An 18048-nucleotide genomic window follows, 5' to 3' on the forward strand; every position below is an offset into this window, starting at 1 on the left:
AAGTGTGGGAGCGAGCTTGCTCGCGAAGGCGTCAGCGCAGACAACTGAAATTCCGGATCTAGCCCACAATCCCGCGAACAATGAAGAACAACAGCGAAGGCCCCAGCAAGCACCCGAGCCCGGTGTGGAACGTCGCCGTCAACGCCCCATAAGGCACCAACCGCCGATCCGTCGCCGCCAGCCCTGCGGTCACCCCGCTCACCGTCCCGGCCAGACCACCAAACACCATCGCCGAACGCGGGTTATCCAGGCCCATCCAGCGCGCCGCGACCGGCGTGCCGACCATCACCAGAATCGCCTTGATCAACCCGGTGGCAATCGACAGCGCCATCACATCCGAGGTCGCGCCAATCGCCGCACCGGTCACTGGGCCGACGATGTAGGTCACCGCGCCCGCGCCGATGGTGGTCATGCTCACCGCATCGCGATAGCCGAAGGCCCAGGCCATGCACGCGCCGACAATGAACGGCAACACCGTACCGAGCAGCAGCGCGATCACGCCAATCAACCCGGCCTTCTTCGCCTCGGTCGCCTGCACTTCGAACGCCGTGGCGACAATTGCGAAATCACGCAGCATCGCCCCGCCCATCAGGCCGATGCCGGAGAACAGCGTCAGATCGGCCAGGCCTTTCTGGCCGCCCGTCAGGGTGCCGCCGACCCATGCCAGCACCAGACCGATGACGATGGCAATCGCCGAGCCGTGAATGCGCCCGAAGGTCAGGCGTTTGGAGAGAATCACCGAGACCCACATGATCACGCCGACGAAAGCGAACGCGGTGATCAGGCCATTGTGTTCCAGACCGTTTTCAATGAGTGCCCACATGTCAGCGACCTCCTACCGGGGTGCCGACCGGGGTGACTTCCACCGGTTCGTCGGGCAATGGTTCACCCTTATGGGTGCGGCTGATCAAGGCAATCGTGCAGCCACAGACCAGCACCGAACCGATTGCCGCCAGCACCGCCACCGGGCCGCCGTGCAGGGCGGTGACGACGTTCTGTTGCGCGGCCATCGCCACCACCACCGGAATGTACATCGCGCCCCAGAAGCCGACGCCCATCTCGCAATCCTTGGTCATGCCGCCACGCTTCTGCATCCACAACCGCGCGCAGATCAGCAGGATCATGGCGATGCCGACCCCGCCGACGTTGGATTTGACGCCCAGCAACACGCCGAGCATGTCGCCCATGATCACCCCTGCCAGCGTACAGATCGCCAACAGCGCCACACCGTAAATAATCATTGTTGTAGTCCTCAAAGTGCATCGTCGAATGTTGTTTTTGTTGTTCGAAGCCTGAGTCGCGGCAGTTTAGGGTCGGCGGTTTCCCTCCTCACGCAACAGCGCTTGCAGGGTGTCGAGCCGCGCACTGTCAAAGGCAGTGACCGTGCCCGATTCGAACACCCGGCGCGCCAGCCCGGTCAGCACCGCACCGGGCGGCAGTTCGATTTGTAAACGTACACCGCGCTCGTAAGCGCTTTGTACGGTGCCGCGCCAGTCCACCACGCGGCACATGTTGAAAGCGAGGTCGTCGCGCAGGGCGTCAGGCTTGATCAGCGGACGCGCGCGGCTGCCACTCAGGTACGCGATTGTCGGGCGCTTCAGTTCAACCTTGGCGAAGGCCTCAGCGAGGATTTGCGCAGGTTTTTCCAACAGCGGACAGTGCGACGGCACGCTCACCGCCAGACGTTTCGCCAGACCGGCGCCACGACTGCGCGCCAGTTCCGCCACCCCTTGCATCGCCGCGTCACTGCCGGCAATCACCACCTGGTTATCGGCGTTGATGTTGGCCAGGTACACCGGCGACTCCGCGCTGTGCACCTGCGCCAGCAGCGTTTCGACGGTGGATAACTGCAGACCGATAATCGCGGTCATGCCGTAGCCCTGTGGATAAGCCTGCTGCATCAACTCGCCACGCAGGCTGACCAGATGCAACGCATCGCTGAAGCTCAGCGACCCGGCGACCACCGCTGCCGGGTACGCACCGATGGACAGGCCGGCGACGTAATCCGCCGTGAGTCCGTCCTGCAACAACTGCCGCGAGGCAGCGACCCCGGCGATCAACAGGCACAGCTGAACCGCCCGGGTGCTGCGCAGCGCATCGGCCGAATCGAGCAGCGAGACATCCTCACCGAGCACGTCGCTGGCCTCGATCAAGGTTGCCCGAGGCAAACGCTGGAGCATGCCCGGTTGCTGCGCGCCCTGGCCCGGGAACACCAACAGGCTGCTCACGCTGCCTGCTCCTGCGGGTTCCACGGGTCAGTGACCAGACAGGCCTGATGCTGAGTTTTCAGCAGCACCCGGGCCGAACCGCTGGCCCATTCGCGCAGCGCCACAGCACCAAACGGCGTCTGCAATTGCATATCCACCCGGCACACAGCCTGATCGAAACGCGCGACCAGTTTGCGTGCCTGATTACGGGTGATCAGTTGCGGTGTACGCAGAATCAGATCGAGGTCACTGGCCGCGTGCATCGCGGTGAAACCGCTGGCCAACTCAAATCCGACACTGCCGCTGACGCCCCAGACCCAACCACAATCATCGAGCATCGGCCGCAGTTGTTTGAGTGCCTGCATCACTGACAGATCGCGCTCGCAATCGACATGACAAAGCGCCTCCGGACTGATCCGACGCACGATTGCATCAAGACTCATGAACGCCGCCAGGCGCTGCTCACGCAACACACCGCGAATGCCCACCGCGACCCAACCTTCTGCACTCACCGCCCGCCGCACCACCACCGGTTGCCCGGCAGCCAGCGATTCGACTGCCCACTGCGGCGCATCCGCTGCCAACTGCGCAGGAGTCATGCCCCACAGCAGGTCGTGGGCCAATGGCAGGTTCACCACTGCGCCCTCAGCAGTTCACGCACGCGGCTGGATGCTTCACGATTTTTCGCGCCGAGGCGCTTGCGCAAGTCAGTGCCGGAGATATCGTCGATGGCCTGTTTCAGGCACTCGGTGACCCGCGTCAGATCCTCCGCCGTCGGCTGCTCGATCTGCTGCACCGAGAGGGTTTCCCAGAGCAATCCGAGGCTGGCGTAGCTGTCGATGTCGTAAGCCATCGGCGGCACGCTGGCGGCCAGCGCTTCCAGTTCCTCGACACTGCGCAAGGTCACCCGCGCCGCCGAAGCCTTGCCCATCGCATGCACCATCACCCCGGGATCGCGCAGGGCAATCAAGCGGTTGGCCTGATAACCGTGGGCCAGAAACGCCCCGGACATCGCCTTGCCCACCAGCAGCGCAATCACCGGATGCCCGGCCAGACGGGCGCGGGCATAACTGTCCGCCGCACCGGCCAGGGCCTGATGAATGCCGAGGGCTTCTTCGCGACGACCGTAAGCCTGGCTCGGGACGTCGACGATGGCGATGATCGGGCGCTTCTGCGCTTTGTCGCGATCTGCCGTGATCACGTCATCCACCGCCTTGGCCAGGCCCCAGCCTTCGAGCAAACCGACTTCGCCGTTGCGAGCGCGTGGAAAGCGGTTGTCGGGGTCAGCAACCACAGCAATAAAGCGTCCGAGTTCGCCATCGGCCACCTTCAACGACGGCGGCAAACCTTCCACCGCTTTCGCACCCGCGCTCAATGCGTTGAACCAGTTCAAACCGCGCACCGAATAATCACTCATGAGCGCTCTCCTTGATACAGATCGCGAACCACCGCAGGCTCGATTTGCTTATCGGTGTCCAGGCTCGCCAGACGTTGCAGAAACCAATCGGCGCGCTGACTGCGCGGCCGCGTTGGCAAACCCTGTTGCAGCAACGCACCGACCTGCTGGCGAATCTGTGCCACATCATCGGCGACGTAACGATCCACCAAGCCGCTGGCGAAACGCTGCTCGCCACCGGTCAGGCTCCAGATGAAGGGCCGGTCGCGGGAGTCGTACTCTTCGATCCCGGCTTCCTGTTCGATCACTTGCGGGCCGTTGAGACCGAGGCGCGCTTCCTGAGTCACCAGCAAATAGCTGCACAACGCAGCGGCAATCGACATACCGCCGAAACAGCCGACGCTGCCCGCGACCACACCGACCACCGGTTGGTACTGCTGCAAATCGACAATCGCCGCATGAATATCGGCAATCGCCGCCAACCCGAGATTGGCTTCCTGCAAGCGCACGCCACCGGTTTCCATCAGCAACACGGCGCGGGTCGGGATGCCTTTGCGGTTGTCTTCGGCGGCCAGTTCCAGCGCGCCGGCAATCTTCGCCCCGCCGACTTCGCCGAGGCTGCCGCCCTGGAACGCGCCCTCGATGGCGGCGATCACCAGCGGCAAACCGTCAAGGCTGCCCTTGGCGATCACCACGCCGTCATCGGCTTGCGGTACCACGCCCTGGCGTTCGAGCCACGGCGACATGACCCGTTGAAACGGGTCAAGCAATTCGCGGAAGGTCCCGGCATCGAGCAAGGCTTTCGCCCGTTGCCGCGCACCGAGTTCGACGAAGCTGTGCTTGTGCAACAGCGCTGCGCTGTCATTCATGGCCGATCTCCTCGAAACCTTGTTCCAGACGCAGCCGCACCACCCCCGGCGTGGCGCCGAAATCGTGGATATCGATGGCCATCGCCGGTGGCGTGGTGCCGTCGAACATCCGCGCAAACAGATGCTGCCAGCGCTGCTGCGCACCGTTGACCGAGGTCTGCACATTGATCGTCAGCTTGCCGGCCAGCCCCGGTTCGATCAGCACTTCCAGATCGCCGGAGCCGACACAACCGACCAGCGCGCGCCCGCGTGGCGGCTGCCCGGCGGGAAATTCAAAGGATAAGGTTTCCATCAAAACGCTCCCTGAAGGATACCGTCGCGCTCGATTCGGTCGAGCAGCAGCGTGGCGGCGAGCAAGTCGGCGGCGCCACCGGGCGAGGCATTCAATGCGATGAGTTGTTGATCCAGTGCGTGCAGGCGCCGACGCCCGTTGAGGCTGGCGCTGCCACCGGCGTCGAGCACCGCTTGCGCGCCGTGTTGCATGACCTGCAGGCCTTGTTCACCGGCGCGGTAGAGCACGCAGGTGTCGGCCAGATCGGTCATGATCGCCAGCAGCGCATCGAGCCGGGCATTCTGTTCGCCGTGGCCGTTGGCGCGGCTGCGTTTGAGTTGCGGCAGGCCACGTTGCAGCACGGACGGGAAGCCGAGTTGCGCTTCCTCCCGAGCGCCGCGTGCGCCGTAACGCAGGGCGACCTGAGCCCCGTGGCTCAAGGGTTTTGGTGCGTAGCGATCATCCAGCAAGGCCAGACGTGCGGCGCGAACAGAGACGGCGTTGGCACTTGAGGATTTCGGTTCCAGCGCAGCGGCGGTCACCAATAACCCCAGTGCCCAAATGGCGCCGCGATGGGTATTCACCCCATTGGTGGTCGCAAGCATGGCTTGCTCGCCTTCGCGACCGATGCGACCAATCGCTTCGCGCAACGCTGTATCGACTGCGCCGATATCAACTGCGGCCTCGGCCATTTCCTTGAACGCCGGCCACAATGACAATGCCGAAGCGTGCATCAGGCCCAAGTGCAGATCGGTGTGCGCGCCATTGCCACGTCGGTCGACCAGCGCCGGTTTCGGTGACAGATCGGCTTCGTCGATCAGCGCATCCACCGCCAGATCCGCCAGGCGCTCGCTCAGGCTCAGGGGTTTCGCTTGCAGGTTGAGTGCGTGCATTACCAGCTCCTGAACTTGGCGGGCGGGTTGTACAGGCCGCCGGACCACTCGACCAGATCGGCCACACTCTTCGCTGCCAGCAGTTCGCGGGTGGCGTCGGTGCGGCGGATGCCGAGGTCGTCGGGCAAGGCGATCAGGCCTTCGCGGCGCATACGTTCAGTGTCTTTCGGGTTGTGGCGCAGACCGATGGCGGTGACGCCGGCGACCGCTGCGATCATCGCCTGGCGCTCTTCCAGCGAGCGCGCCTTGTACAGGTAGGCGATGCCTTCTTCGGTGAGCAGGTGGGTGACGTCGTCGCCGTAGATCATGATCGGCGCCAGCGGCATGCCGCTTTTCTTCGCCACGTCCACTGCGTCGAGGGTTTCGACGAAGGTCGGTTTGCCGCCCTCCTGGAAGGTCTCGACCATTTGCACCACGAGTTTCTTGCCGCGTTCGAGCATCGGTTGCGGCGCGTCGTCGTGGCGCATGTCGAGCCACGCCGGGGGTGCCGTGACGCCGACCGCGCGGGTCGTGGCCCATGTTCGGCGCACCGCCGAAACCGGCGAGGCGGCCACGGGTCACGGTCGAGGAATGCCCGTCGCCATCGACCTGCAGCGTCGCGCCGATAAACAGATCCACCGCGTACTGCCCGGCGAGTTGGCAGAACATCCGGTTGGAACGCAGCGAGCCGTCGCGGCCGGTGAAGAACACGTCCGGGCGCGCGGCGATGTAGTTTTCCATGCCCAGCTCGGTGCCAAAGCAATGCACGCTTTCGACCCAGCCGCTCTCGATCGCCGGGATCAGCGTCGGGTGCGGGTTAAGCGTCCAGTTGCGACAAATCTTGCCTTTGAGGCCGAGGGATTCGCCGTAGGTCGGCAGGATCAGCTCGATGGCGGCGGTGTTGAAACCGATGCCGTGGTTGAGCGACTGCACGTTGTGTTTTTCGTAGATCCCGCGAATCGCCATCATCGCCATCAACACGTGCACCGGTTTGATGTGCCGTGGGTCGCGGGTGAACAGCGGTTCGATGTAGAACGGCTTGTCGGCCACCACCACGAAATCAACCCATGAGGCGGGGATATCCACGCGCGGCAGTTCGCTGACGTCATCCACCAACTGGTTGACCTGAACGATGACGATGCCGTCGCTGAACGCCGCCGGTTCGATCAGTGCCGGGGTGTCTTCGGTGCTGGGGCCGGTGTAGATGTTGCCGTTGCGGTCGGCCATGAACCCGGCCGAAAGCACGACGTTGGGGATCAGGTCCACCACCAGCCGCGCGTAGAGTTCGATGTAGGTGTGAATCGCGCCGACTTCCAGCAGGCCGTCTTCGAGCAACTGGCTGATGCGCAGGCTCTGGGTGCCGGCGAAGGAGAAATCGAGCTTGCGGGCGATGCCGCGTTCGAACAGATCAAGGTGCTCGGAGCGACCGACGCTGGGCATGATCATGTGCAGATCATGCAGCTTGGCCGGATCGGCTTTGGCCAGCGAACGGGAAAGGAAATCCGCCTGCTTCTGGTTGTTGCCCTCCAGCACCACACGGTCGCCGGGATGGATCAACGCTTCAAGCGCGGCGACGATCTTGTCGCTGGGCAACACCACGCCGTCGGCCAGCCCGCGCACCTTGTCGAGACGCCGCTGCTTCTCGTCACGCCGCCGCGTCCAGCGCGAGTCGGGGGAAATTGTTGTTGTCATGCTCACTCCACGGGGTTCGCTGTCGTGGAGCTACGTTAGGCGTGTGGGGTGGAGGGCATCAATCAAGCGCGGTGGTGAATCATTACGGTCAGCGTAACGTTTGACGACGCCTTCGCGAGCAAGCTCGCTCCCACAGGGATTTGAGTTGTTCAACCACTATGTGACAACCCAAATCCCCTGTAGGAGCTGTCGAGTGAAACGAGGCTGCGATCTTTTGATCTTCAGAATCAAGTTCAAAAGATCGCAGCGTGCCGCAGCTCCTACAGGGGAATGCTGCGCTTTTCAGTCTGTTGGCACCAATTTGTCGAGCACCCGATTCACCGCCATCTCCGCCACCATCACCACTTGAGCAATGCCCTGCAGGGTCTTGCGGTGCGTGCCTTGCACCAGCGCCGCATGATTGTTGAGCATGACCGTGGCCGAGCCGAGCGATTCGCTGGCGTCGGCCAACAGGGATTCACTGTCGGCGTCGGGGTTGGCCATATACAGCGTGTTGGGGGTGTAGGGCGTAGCCATGAGGTCGGGTTTTGGCGGGCCGAGATAGTGGTCGAGGGCGCGTTCGGCGGCTTCGTGGAATTTCTTTGATTCAGGGGATTCGTAGGGGGATGCCGTGTCTGCGGGCGGCGGGCTTGGTGTCGGTTTAATCATTTTCAGGTTCCGAATTAAAGCTGGAACCGCTTCTCTGCTAAAAGAAGGGGTGGCAGCTGAACGCAGGTTAGCAGACCGGGGAACCTAAGGAAGCCGGCGCGCCGAAGCGCCCTGCGCACAGCCGCCATCGAATGCAGGCACTGAGCCTGACGATGATGTATGTGCACCCTTAGATTAACCACGGGCTGCTAAACCCGATCACTGGGAATCAGTGACGGGATCAAGTTACGCAGCCTGCCGAGGGCGCACAAGCCGGCGGATTCTGGTGCATGCGTAGGCAGTGGCGCAAGGATTTGTAGGCTGATCAGGCGTAACACTGGATGTCTTTAAACAACGAGGCTGAAGGGTGTTTATTGCGCTGTAAAAATTGAGGGTTTGTCTGTCGGACTTGGGTGAAGCGAGTGGCGCCTTCGCGAGCAAGCTCGCTCCCACAGGAGATCTTGAGAGAACGCAAATTTTGTGCACGGCATAAGCCCAATGTGGGAGCGAGCTTGCTCGCGAAGAGGCCAGCTAGATCACCACAAACTCTGGATCAGTGAACCAGCCCAGCCTCCACCAACAACTGCTCCAACCCCAACAAATCCGGGACTTTCGCCACCTGTTCCCCGACCTGCACCGCCGCCTGCTCCAGCGCACACAACGGCACATCGACATAACTCAACTGACTGTCGAGCTTGTACGAACGCGGGATCCCCTGCACCAGCAGCGCGATGAATTTCAGCTGGGGCAAGCCGCCAAGGGCATTGAGGATGACGATCCGCGCGCGTTCGCCGATGACAATTTTCTGCCCGCACGCCGACTCGAAACTCAGCAGCGGGATCTGCCGCTCACGCCAGCTCACCCGCCCCAGGTACCACGGCGGCGTGTCCAGATCGAACGCGCTGGCCTGGTAGTCGATCAACTCGGCGACGGCGACGTTGGGCAGGATCAGGTTGCGGTCGGCCAGTGGCAGCAGCAGGCCGGTGAGTTGGCTGCTGCGCGCGTTGTGGCGGCGCTCATGCATGTTTCTTGCTCCAGTGGGCAATGCTTTCGAGCAGCACCGATTCCTGATACGGCTTGCCGAGGTAGTCGTTGACGCCGATGGCCATCGCACGGTCGCGGTGTTTCTGCCCGGTGCGCGAGGTGATCATGATGATCGGCAGGTGTTGCAGGCGTTCGTCGTGGCGCACCTGGGTGGCGACTTCAAAGCCGTCCATGCGCGGCATTTCAATGTCGAGCAGCATCAGGTCGGGCATGTGTTCTTCGAGCAGCAGCATGGCATCGACGCCGTCCTTGGCGGTCAGCACGTTCATGCCGTGGCGTTCGAGCAAACGGCTGGTGACCTTGCGCACCGTGACCGAGTCGTCGACCACCAGCACCAGCAGGGGTTTCTGCGGCTCACTGTCGATGTCCGCCTGCGCCGGATGCTGGGCGATCCGCGCCTGCATCGCGCGAATCGGTGCGAGCAGATCAAGAATCAGCACCACCCGGCCATCGCCGAGAATCGTCGCCCCGGACACCCCCTGCACCGCCGCGAACTGCGGGCCGAGGCTCTTGACCACAATCTCGCGAGTGCCGGCCATCGCATCGACCTGCACCGCGATGTGCCGGTCATTGCACTGCACCAGCAGCACCGGCAATGGCAGGCTCTGGCCGAGCAGTTTGGGGCGTGGCGCGGTTTTCAGCAGCTCGCCCAGATAGCACAACTCGTAACGCTGGCCGGCGTAGTGGTAGCTCGGCGGATCGTTGCGGTAGTGCGCTTCCAGATCATTCGGCAACACCCGAACGATGCCTTCGATGGTGTTCAGCGGAATCGCATATTGATCCTCACCACACTGCACCATCAGCGCGCGGTTGACCGACACGGTGAACGGCAGACGAATGCGGAAATGCACGCCCTGCCCCGGCACCGAGTCGATGCTCATGGTGCCGCCGAGCTGCCGGACTTCCTCATGAACCACGTCCATGCCGACGCCGCGCCCGGAAATCTGGGTGATCTTTTCCGCGGTGGAAAAGCCCGGCTGCAGGATGAACTGCAGCACGTCGCGGTCGCTGATCTCGGCGTCCGGTGCGAGCAGGCCACGCTTGATCGCCTTGCGCCGCACCGCGTCCAGCGGCACCCCGGCGCCGTCGTCACGAATATCGAAAACGATGTCGCCGCCCTCGCGGGACAAGTCCAGGCTGATTGTGCCCTGCGCCGGTTTGCCCGCCGCCAGCCGCACTTCGGCTGACTCCAGGCCATGGTCGACGGCGTTGCGCAGCATGTGTTCCAGCGGCGCCGCCATGCGCTCCAGCACGTTGCGGTCCATCTCGCCTTCGGCGTTGTCGATGATGAAGGCGACGTCCTTGTTCAGCTCTTCGGCGACCTGCCGCACGATACGTTTCAGGCGCGGCAGCATCCGTTCGAACGGCACCATGCGCGTGCGCATCAGGCCTTCCTGCAATTCGGTATTGATTCGCCCCTGCTGCTGCAACAGGTTCTCGGCATCGTGATTACGGCGCTCAAGGGTTTCCTTGAGGTCAAGCAGGTCGGAAGCGGATTCGAACAGCGCTCGCGACAGTTGCTGCAACTGCGAGTGACGATCCATTTCCAGCGGGTCGAATTCTTCGTAACCGAGGCGTTCAGCATCGACTTGCTGGCGGCTGAGAATCCGTCCCTGGGTTTCGGTATCGAGCCGGCGCAATTGATCGCGCATGCGCTCGATGGTGGTTTCCATCTCGTTCAGCGCGGTTTGCGCATCGCTGACCTGCTGCTCGATACGCCCACGGAAAATCGAAGTTTCGCCGGCCAGATTGACCAGTTCATCGAGCAGTTCGGCGGAGACCTTGACCATGTCCGCGCCGGCATCGGCGGCGGGTGCGGCAGGTTCGGTCTTGGCCGGAATCGGCAGCAACGGCGGCGTGTCGGGGGGTCGCCGGATGGCTGAAATTCTGGATCGCGTTGATCAGCCGATCCGCCGGCGGGCATGGCTGCCCGGCGCGCACGCCGTCGAGCATTTGCGCCAGGCGGTCATGCCCGCGCTGCACCAGCGCAAACAGTTCGGCGGACGGTTGCAGCACGCCGGTGGCGAGGCTTTCGTAAAGGAATTCGAGCTCATGGGCGAGGTCGCCGATCGGGCCGATCTCGACCATCCGCGCGCCGCCCTTGAGCGTGTGCAGATCGCGCAGCAGGGTTTCCACTTCCTGCCGATTGCCCGGCTCGGCCTGCCAGCGCAGCAGCGCCGCGCCGGAGCTTTCGATGATGTCGAAACCTTCTTCGAGGAAGATGTCCAGCAGCTCCGGATCATGCGCTGCGCTGTCGGGTACAGCCGTCGCTGTGCCGCTTCGGCACTGCCGGACTGGCCCTGACGGAAATGGCGGATCGCTTCGATCAAGTCTTGCGCCGGGGTCAGTGGCTGATGGTTGTGCAACTGTTCAAGCAACTGCGCCAAGCGGTCGTGGCTCTTGTGCAGCAAGCGTCCGAGCAGCTCACTGTAGCTGTGGCGACGATCTACCAGACCTTCGTAGAGACTTTCCAGCTCATGGGCCAGATCGCCGATGGCATCGACCTCGGCCATCCGCGCGCCACCCTTGAGGGTGTGCAGATCGCGCTGCAACGACGACAGCGGCGCAGTGTTGTCCGGGTCGCTCAACCAGCGCTGCAGGGCTTGCCCGGCGCTGTCGAGAATGTCTACCGCCTCTTCGAGGAAGATCTCGACGATCTCGTCGTCCGGCGCCGTCTCGGCATTGGCGCGGGACAGTTCGGCGGTGGCGGCACCCAGTTCGCTGATGTTCAAGGTGCGGCTGCCGTCGCTGCGGATCAGCCCCATCGCTGACGGGTCGAGGCTTTCATCGAGCAGCTCGTGCAGGGCACGAATGCGCTGCGGCTGCGGGGTAATTTCCTGGCCGGCAGCCAGTTCGTCGAGCATGTTGATCAGCGCTTCATGGGCGTTCTGCGCTTCGTGGAAAAACCTGTCGCTGACCGCCAGGCTGCTTTCTTCGACGGCGCCATAGAGGTCGAGCAAGGCTTCGCACAACACATCCACCGGCAGCAGATCGGCGAGGTGCGCGCCTTCGCCCAAAGTGCTCAGCTCATCCAGCAGCGCGCTGAGTTCCTGGCGCTCGCCGGGGTGTTGCTGCCAGCGTTGCAACAGGCTTTCGGCGTCGAGCAGGATGTCCATGCCCTGGGCGAGGAAGTTGTTGATCAGTTGCGGATCGCGCTTGATCCGCAGGCCGGTGTTCGGCGCGTTAAGGATCGCTTCCAGGCGGTCGGCCAGCAGCGTTTCGGTGCGCTTGATCAGCGACTGCGCACCGACAATCGGCGCCAGCGGATCGTGCTTGAGCTGGCGCAAACCAACGCGGAACAGGCCTTCGGCTTCGAGGAGCAATTCCACTTCATCCAGATCCAGAGGCAACTGATGCGCCTTGAACTCCCGCGCCAGCTTATCCAGCGGCGCGGCCAGTTCGGCAATCGGCAATACGCCGGCCATCGACGCACTGCCCTTGAGCGTGTGCAAGGCGCGCTGCAATTCGTCGCTGGCCGGCAGCGGCACATGCTCGGCGGCCTGATCGAGGAAGCGGTTGAGGCTGGCGAGGTGGGTTTCAGCCTCGTTGCGAAAGATCTCCAGCAACAGCGGATCGAGGGCCGCCACATCGTCGACGTCTTCGGCCGCCAGCGGCTCGACACCTTTGGCCAGCGCATGCGCGCGGGCCGCCAGTTGATCGACATCGCGGCGCTGCCGCTGGCGCTGAGTGGCGAATTCGCTGATCAGTTCCGGCAGCAACAACACCGTGTCCGTGAGCAACTGCTGCACCTGCGCGCTGGGCTCGACGCTGTGTTCCAGTACGCGGTTGAGCAGGTTTTCCACGGCCCAGGCCAGCTCGCCAAGGATCAGCGCACGCACCATGCGCCCGCTGCCCTTCAAGGTGTGAAAAGCGCGGCGCAGCTCGGTCAGGGCGGCGCGGTCGCGGGTGTCAGCCGTCCAGCGCGGCAGGTATTCGTGCAGGACTTCGAGCACCTCGTCGGTCTCTTCGAGGAACACTTCGCGCAGTTCATCGTCCACCGGTGCTTCATCGAGCGGCGGCGGCATCAGGCTGCCGGGGGTGATCAAGGCCGGCGGGTTGACTGCCGATACCGGACTGGCCAGCACCTCGGCCAGCGACTGCACGGTCTGCGGATCGTCCAGCGCCTGCAGGTCCTGCATCACCAGCGCTTCGCTGGGGCTGAGTACATCGTCGAGCAACGGCACGTGAGGTTCGCCGGGAGGCTCGTCAGGAAAGAAACCGAGGCTGGCAAGGCTCTTCTGTGCAACATCCAAAAGTTGTTCATTCGGCGCTTGCGGGTCGTCGCTCAGGCGTTCGAGGTAATACTCGAGGCTGGTGATGACGTCGGCGAGGTGATCCAGTTGCTGCCAGCCCGGCTCATGCGGATCGAGCAGCAGGTGTTCGCGAATGAAGCTGTTGCAGGCCTCGACCAGACTCGCCGCGCGGCTCAGCGGAATCATCGCGAGCGCGCCGCGCACCTGGGTCAGCAACTCCGGCAGCGGTTGCAGTTGCTGGCGATCCCAGTCGGCGTCGATGTAATCGACGATCATGTCCTTGGCCTGTTGCAGGCAGATGCGCGCTTCCTTGATCACGATCTGGTGGATCTGTGTCAGGTCGGTGGTCGGCAGGCGCGCGTCTTCAGGGCTTTCCGGCTCTACGGTGCCGACCATCCCGGCGAGGTTGGCTTCGACGTAGAGCAGCGCGCCGGCCACGTCCATCAGGGTCGCGTCATTCGGTTCGCGCTGGCCCTGAGCCAGGCTGAGGACCACCGCCAGTTGATCGATGATGACTTTGCGCGGCTGACCAAAACCGAGCACCGCGAGGGTGTCGGCGATCTGCCGCAGCGGCGCCAGCAGGCTCTCCAGATCAGCAGTGTGCTGACGGTCGCTGCGCACGAACAGGTCGAGGCGCTCCTTGACCCGCACCAGCTCTTCGCACAGCGCCGCCAGCACCGAGCGCATCGCATCGCGGTCGGGGCCGGCCAGGCGCGCGCGTTCTTCGTCGACCATCGCGCTGTCGGGCAACGCGTCGTCCAGGGAGTAGCGATCTTTCATGGTCAGCATCTGCCCGGTGGGATGTTCGGCTTTGGCAATATAGAACAGCAGGCTTTTCAGCAGCTCCGGCGGAGGCGGCTGATTGAGGCCGCGCGGGCCTTGTTCGAGCAGGCGCTTGAGTTCCTTGTCGGCGTCCTTGAACAGGCTGCGCAAGGCCGGGCTGTTGGCGATGGCGCCTTCGCGCATGCCTTCGACCAGCGCTGAAGCGACCTGCCACAGCGGGCTCAACGGCGCATTGGCGCTCAGCGCTTCGAGGCGCTGGAAGACTTTCGCCAGGTAGTCGAGGTGCGTCTGGTCATCCTGCTCGCGCAGCAACCCGACCAGCGCCATTTGCAACATCTGGCGCAACTTGCGCAGTACGTTGGGCCACTCGGCCGGCTCCAGCGCGGCCAAGGCTTCCTCGCTCAACGGCGGCAAGTCCGGCAGTGGCGGGCTGAACAGGCTGGTTTCCGAGAGCAGGCTTTCACCGCGCGCACTGCGCAGATCGTTGATCAGCGGCAGCACCACCAACGGCAAGTCGCGGCGGGCGCTCTGCACCCGATCGAGGTAAATCGGCAATTGCCCGAGGGCTTGCAGCAACAAGTGCAGGGCTTCGTCGCGGTGGCTGACGCGCCCTTGCTGCAGGGCGTCGACCAGATGCTCCATCTCTTCGGCCAGCAATGCCGCGCCGTAGAACTCGACCATCTGCAAACTGCCATGCACTTGATGAATAAACGCCAGGCACTCGTCCAGGCCCGGCGCGGCGTGCGGGTCATCGAGCACGGACTCAATCGCCTGATGCGCCTGTTTCAGCGTTTCGGCAATTTCACCCTTGACCCATTCGAGGGCCACATAGTCGTGCCGGTCACCCATAACCACTCCACTCACGCCTTGTCCGTCGCGGACGCCGACGGCAAGGTGAAACCGGATACCGAACGGCGCAGCTGACTGGCCATCTTCGCCAGGTTGCCGATGCTCTCGGCGGTGGCGGTCGAGCCAGACGAAGTCTGCGAGGTGATCTGCTGGATCACGTTCATCGTCAGCGAGATTTGCCCGGCCGACGAGGTCTGCTGCTGCGCCGCGTTGGAGATGCTCTGGATCAGCGCGGCAAGGGTCTTCGATACGCCTTCGATTTCTTCCAGCGCCACCCCGGCATCCTGCGCCAGTCGCGCGCCGCGCACCACTTCGGTGGTGGTCTGCTCCATGGAAATCACCGCTTCGTTGGTGTCGGTCTGAATCGCCCGCACCAGGGTTTCGATCTGCCGGGTGGCGGCGGACGAGCGCTCGGCCAGCCGCTGCACTTCGTCGGCAACCACGGCAAACCCGCGTCCGGCATCCCCCGCCATCGACGCCTGAATCGCCGCGTTGAGCGCGAGGATGTTGGTCTGGTCGGCGATGTCGTCGATCAAGCTGACGATGTCGCCGATTTCCTGGGACGACTCGCCGAGGCGCTTGATGCGTTTGGCGGTGTCCTGAATCTGTTCGCGGATGTTGTCCATGCCGTGGATGGTGTTGTGCACCACCTCGTTGCCCTTGTTGGCGATTTCCACGGAACGCTCGGCCACCGCCGAGGATTCAGCGGCGTTAGCCGAGACCTGATCGATCGACTGAGCCATGTCGCTGATCGCCGTCGAGGCTTCGGAAATCTGCTGCGCCTGATGTTCCGAGGCCTGGGCCAGGTGCATGGCGGTGGCCTGGGTTTCCTGCACGGCGGCAGCCACTTGGCCGGCGGTGAGGTTGATGGTCGCAACCAGATCGCGCAGTTGGTCGACCGAGTAGTTGATCGAATCGGCGATGGTCCCGGTGAAGTCTTCGGTCACCGAGGCGGTCACCGTCAGGTCACCGTCGGCGAGGTCTTCGATCTCGTCGAGCAGGCGCATGATCGCGTTCTGGTTACGCTCGTTCTTCTCGGCGGTCTCGCGCAACTGGCGGTTGGTTTCGCGGACCATGACCATGCCGATCAGGATGATCGAGGCCAGTGCCAGCAAGCCCAGGACGTAGCCGCCAATGGTGTCGGTGCTGCGTCCGCCGGCAAGGTTTTCGAAACCGCTGGCGAGGTGTGAAGCCTCGTCGAGCAGGGTCTGCGACAGGCTGAAGATGTTGCTCGCCGATTCACGGACCTTGAACAGCTCCGGCGAGGTTTCGAGGATTTCGTCCACGGAGCCGGAGACGAACTGGAACAGCTCGGAAATTTCACTCAGGCGTGCGCGGGCATCGCGGTCTTCGACCTGGCTGATTTTCAGGGTCGGGTTGCCCTGCAGCATGCCGTTGAGCACCTGGCCGAAACGAGTGGCGTCGCGGCCAAAAGCGTCGGCGGCCTGCTGCGAGTTTTCGTCGCCAGCGAGCACGGTGTTGACCGCGCCGAGGATGCGTTCGGCCAGCAGTGATTGGCGCTGGGCCATCGCCACTTGCGCCGCCGGGGCGCCGCGTTGCAGGAGGATTTCGACGACTTTTTCGTATTCGATCTGCAACTGCGGCACGGTTTCGGCCAGGGTCGCGGCGACCTGATGCAGCGAGAGTACGGTCTGTTCGCTGGAGAGAATCGCGTCGGTGTTTTTCAGCAGGCGTTCCCAATCCAGCTGCACCGCGCGCATTTCCGGGCGCACGGCGGCTGGCGCGGGTGGCAGGCCGGTGGCCGGGTCGCCCTTCTTCAGGTAACCCCAGCGCTGGGCAAAATCGTTGCGCGCATCGCTCAGCAGCTTGAACGCGGCGGCCTTGCCGGCGGCGGCCTCGGTGGCGTTCTTGGCGATGCGTTGCGAGAGCACGCGCAGCTCACCGGCGTGGCCAATGTACTGCTTGTCGTAATTGGCCTGGGTGTTGAGGTAGGCGAAGTTGGCGAACAGCAGCATGATGAACACGATCAGTGCGATGAACAGCACGATGATCTGCGAACGACTGCGCGACCCTTCTGCCGACTTGCCTGTTTTTGCTTTTGTCATCGGTCCTCGCCTATGAAACCTGCCACGGTCCACTGTGGGATTTGTGGTGAGGGGATTTATCCCCGATGGGTCGCGCAGCGGCCCCAAAACTGAGTGGTATCTGGAACATCGCGAATGCAGGTTTTGGGTTGGCTTCGCCAACCATCGGGGATAAATCCCCTCGCCACAGACTCCCACCCCATATATTTATGGTGCTTCGGCTATATCGCGACGTTCATGAACACCGGCGACCTGGCCAGCGCAAACAGGCTGAACACCCGCCAGTTCTGCTCGCGCCGAAAATAGCCTTTGACGAACTCGGCCTTGGAACCCTGGCGCTTGCTGATCGAGATCGGTTCGAAGCTGTCCTGCTCGAAGTGCTGCAAACCGAACACCTCATCCACCAGCAGCCCGGCAAACACGTCGTTGTGCTCCACCACCAACACCCGCCGCTGTTTGCGCAGCGGTGACAGCTCGTGGCCGAAGAAGCCGCACAGGTCCATGATCGGCAGCAAGCGCCCACGCAGGTTAGCCACCCCTTTGACCCATGGCTTGACCCCGGGCAATTGAGTGCAGCGTGGTTCGTGCAGCACTTCGCTGACTTCACCCATCGGCGTGACGTACCAGTGCTCGCCGAGGCGAAAACCGATGCCGCTCCAGCGATCCTGACGGCCGGGTTGCGACGGCAGGTCCGCCGCCAGCAGGCGGCAGCGCTGGTCGATCTGCCACAGCAGTTCGAACGCGGTCAGCGATTCGCTCATGGTCGCGCGATCAACCGGCCAGCACGTTGTTCAGGGTCTTGATCAGCATGTCTTCTTCGACCGGTTTGGTCAGGTAATCCCTGGCGCCCTGACGGGTGCCCCAGACCTTGTCGGTTTCCTGATCCTTGGTGGTGATGATGATCACCGGGATATGGCTGGTCTCGGCATCCTTGGTCAACTGGCGGGTGGCCTGAAAACCGTTGAGGCCGGGCATGACGATGTCCATCAACACCGCGTCGGGTTTTTCCTGACGGGCCAGGGCCACGCCGTCGGCGCCGTTTTCGGCCTTGAGCACTTCATGGCCGTGCTTTTCCAGCATGCCGGTGAGTTTGTACATTTCAGTCGGCGAATCATCGACGATCAGGATACGTGCCATGGT

13 protein-coding genes and 2 pseudogenes are annotated in these 18048 nt (G+C 63.3%); all 15 read right to left on the reverse strand.

Annotation, left to right across the window (positions count from 1 at the left end; translation table 11 throughout):
• Positions 1-58: 58 nt before the first annotated feature.
• Entirely contained in the window at positions 59-823 is a 765-nt protein-coding gene (gene madM, locus HT737_RS13435) for a malonate transporter subunit MadM (RefSeq protein WP_047297120.1), read from the reverse strand.
• A 1-nt stretch (position 824) separates the two neighbouring features.
• On the reverse strand, positions 825-1241 hold the full coding sequence (madL, locus tag HT737_RS13440; protein WP_027610595.1) for a malonate transporter subunit MadL: 417 nt from the start codon (positions 1239-1241) through the stop codon (positions 825-827).
• Positions 1242-1307: 66 nt separating this feature from the next.
• Complete coding sequence (gene mdcH, locus HT737_RS13445) at positions 1308-2228, reverse strand: malonate decarboxylase subunit epsilon (RefSeq protein ID WP_182402827.1); 921 nt, start codon at positions 2226-2228, stop codon at positions 1308-1310.
• The gene (locus HT737_RS13450; RefSeq protein WP_182402829.1) at positions 2225-2845 is read right to left on the reverse strand and encodes a malonate decarboxylase holo-ACP synthase; all 621 of its coding nucleotides are present in this window, start codon (positions 2843-2845) and stop codon (positions 2225-2227) included. The genes mdcH and HT737_RS13450 overlap by 4 nt, the downstream gene beginning before the upstream one ends.
• Positions 2839-3624 (reverse strand): biotin-independent malonate decarboxylase subunit gamma, encoded by a 786-nt coding sequence (mdcE, locus tag HT737_RS13455; RefSeq protein ID WP_182402831.1) that lies wholly within the window; start codon positions 3622-3624, stop codon positions 2839-2841. The genes HT737_RS13450 and mdcE overlap by 7 nt, the downstream gene beginning before the upstream one ends.
• Entirely contained in the window at positions 3621-4472 is an 852-nt protein-coding gene (locus tag HT737_RS13460; RefSeq protein ID WP_182402833.1) for a biotin-independent malonate decarboxylase subunit beta, read from the reverse strand. Before HT737_RS13460 ends, mdcE begins: the two co-directional genes overlap by 4 nt.
• Entirely contained in the window at positions 4465-4764 is a 300-nt protein-coding gene (locus tag HT737_RS13465; protein ID WP_095668108.1) for a malonate decarboxylase subunit delta, read from the reverse strand. Before HT737_RS13465 ends, HT737_RS13460 begins: the two co-directional genes overlap by 8 nt.
• Complete coding sequence (locus tag HT737_RS13470; RefSeq protein ID WP_182402836.1) at positions 4764-5636, reverse strand: triphosphoribosyl-dephospho-CoA synthase; 873 nt, start codon at positions 5634-5636, stop codon at positions 4764-4766. The genes HT737_RS13465 and HT737_RS13470 overlap by 1 nt, the downstream gene beginning before the upstream one ends.
• A pseudogene (gene mdcA, locus HT737_RS13475) lies at positions 5636-7307 on the reverse strand (malonate decarboxylase subunit alpha). Before mdcA ends, HT737_RS13470 begins: the two are co-directional and overlap by 1 nt.
• Positions 7308-7589: 282 nt before the next feature.
• Positions 7590-7955, reverse strand: coding sequence for a DUF6124 family protein (locus HT737_RS13480; protein WP_182402846.1), 366 nt, complete (start codon positions 7953-7955; stop codon positions 7590-7592).
• A gap of 532 nt (positions 7956-8487) precedes the next feature.
• Positions 8488-8958 (reverse strand): chemotaxis protein CheW, encoded by a 471-nt coding sequence (locus HT737_RS13485; RefSeq protein WP_086792248.1) that lies wholly within the window; start codon positions 8956-8958, stop codon positions 8488-8490.
• Positions 8951-14863: pseudogene (locus HT737_RS13490) on the reverse strand (Hpt domain-containing protein). Before HT737_RS13490 ends, HT737_RS13485 begins: the two are co-directional and overlap by 8 nt.
• Before the next feature lie 11 nt (positions 14864-14874).
• Positions 14875-16929, reverse strand: a complete 2055-nt coding sequence (locus HT737_RS13495) for a methyl-accepting chemotaxis protein (RefSeq protein ID WP_041063506.1) — start codon at positions 16927-16929, stop codon at positions 14875-14877.
• A 200-nt stretch (positions 16930-17129) separates the two neighbouring features.
• Entirely contained in the window at positions 17130-17669 is a 540-nt protein-coding gene (locus HT737_RS13500) for a chemotaxis protein CheW (RefSeq protein WP_182402848.1), read from the reverse strand.
• A 10-nt stretch (positions 17670-17679) separates the two neighbouring features.
• Positions 17680-18045, reverse strand: coding sequence for a twitching motility response regulator PilH (gene pilH, locus HT737_RS13505; protein ID WP_047297146.1), 366 nt, complete (start codon positions 18043-18045; stop codon positions 17680-17682).
• Positions 18046-18048 lie beyond the last annotated feature (3 nt).

The sequence above is a fragment of the Pseudomonas sp. MD195_PC81_125 genome (assembly GCF_014060985.1).
Classification (GTDB): Bacteria; Pseudomonadota; Gammaproteobacteria; order Pseudomonadales; family Pseudomonadaceae; genus Aquipseudomonas; species Aquipseudomonas parakoreensis.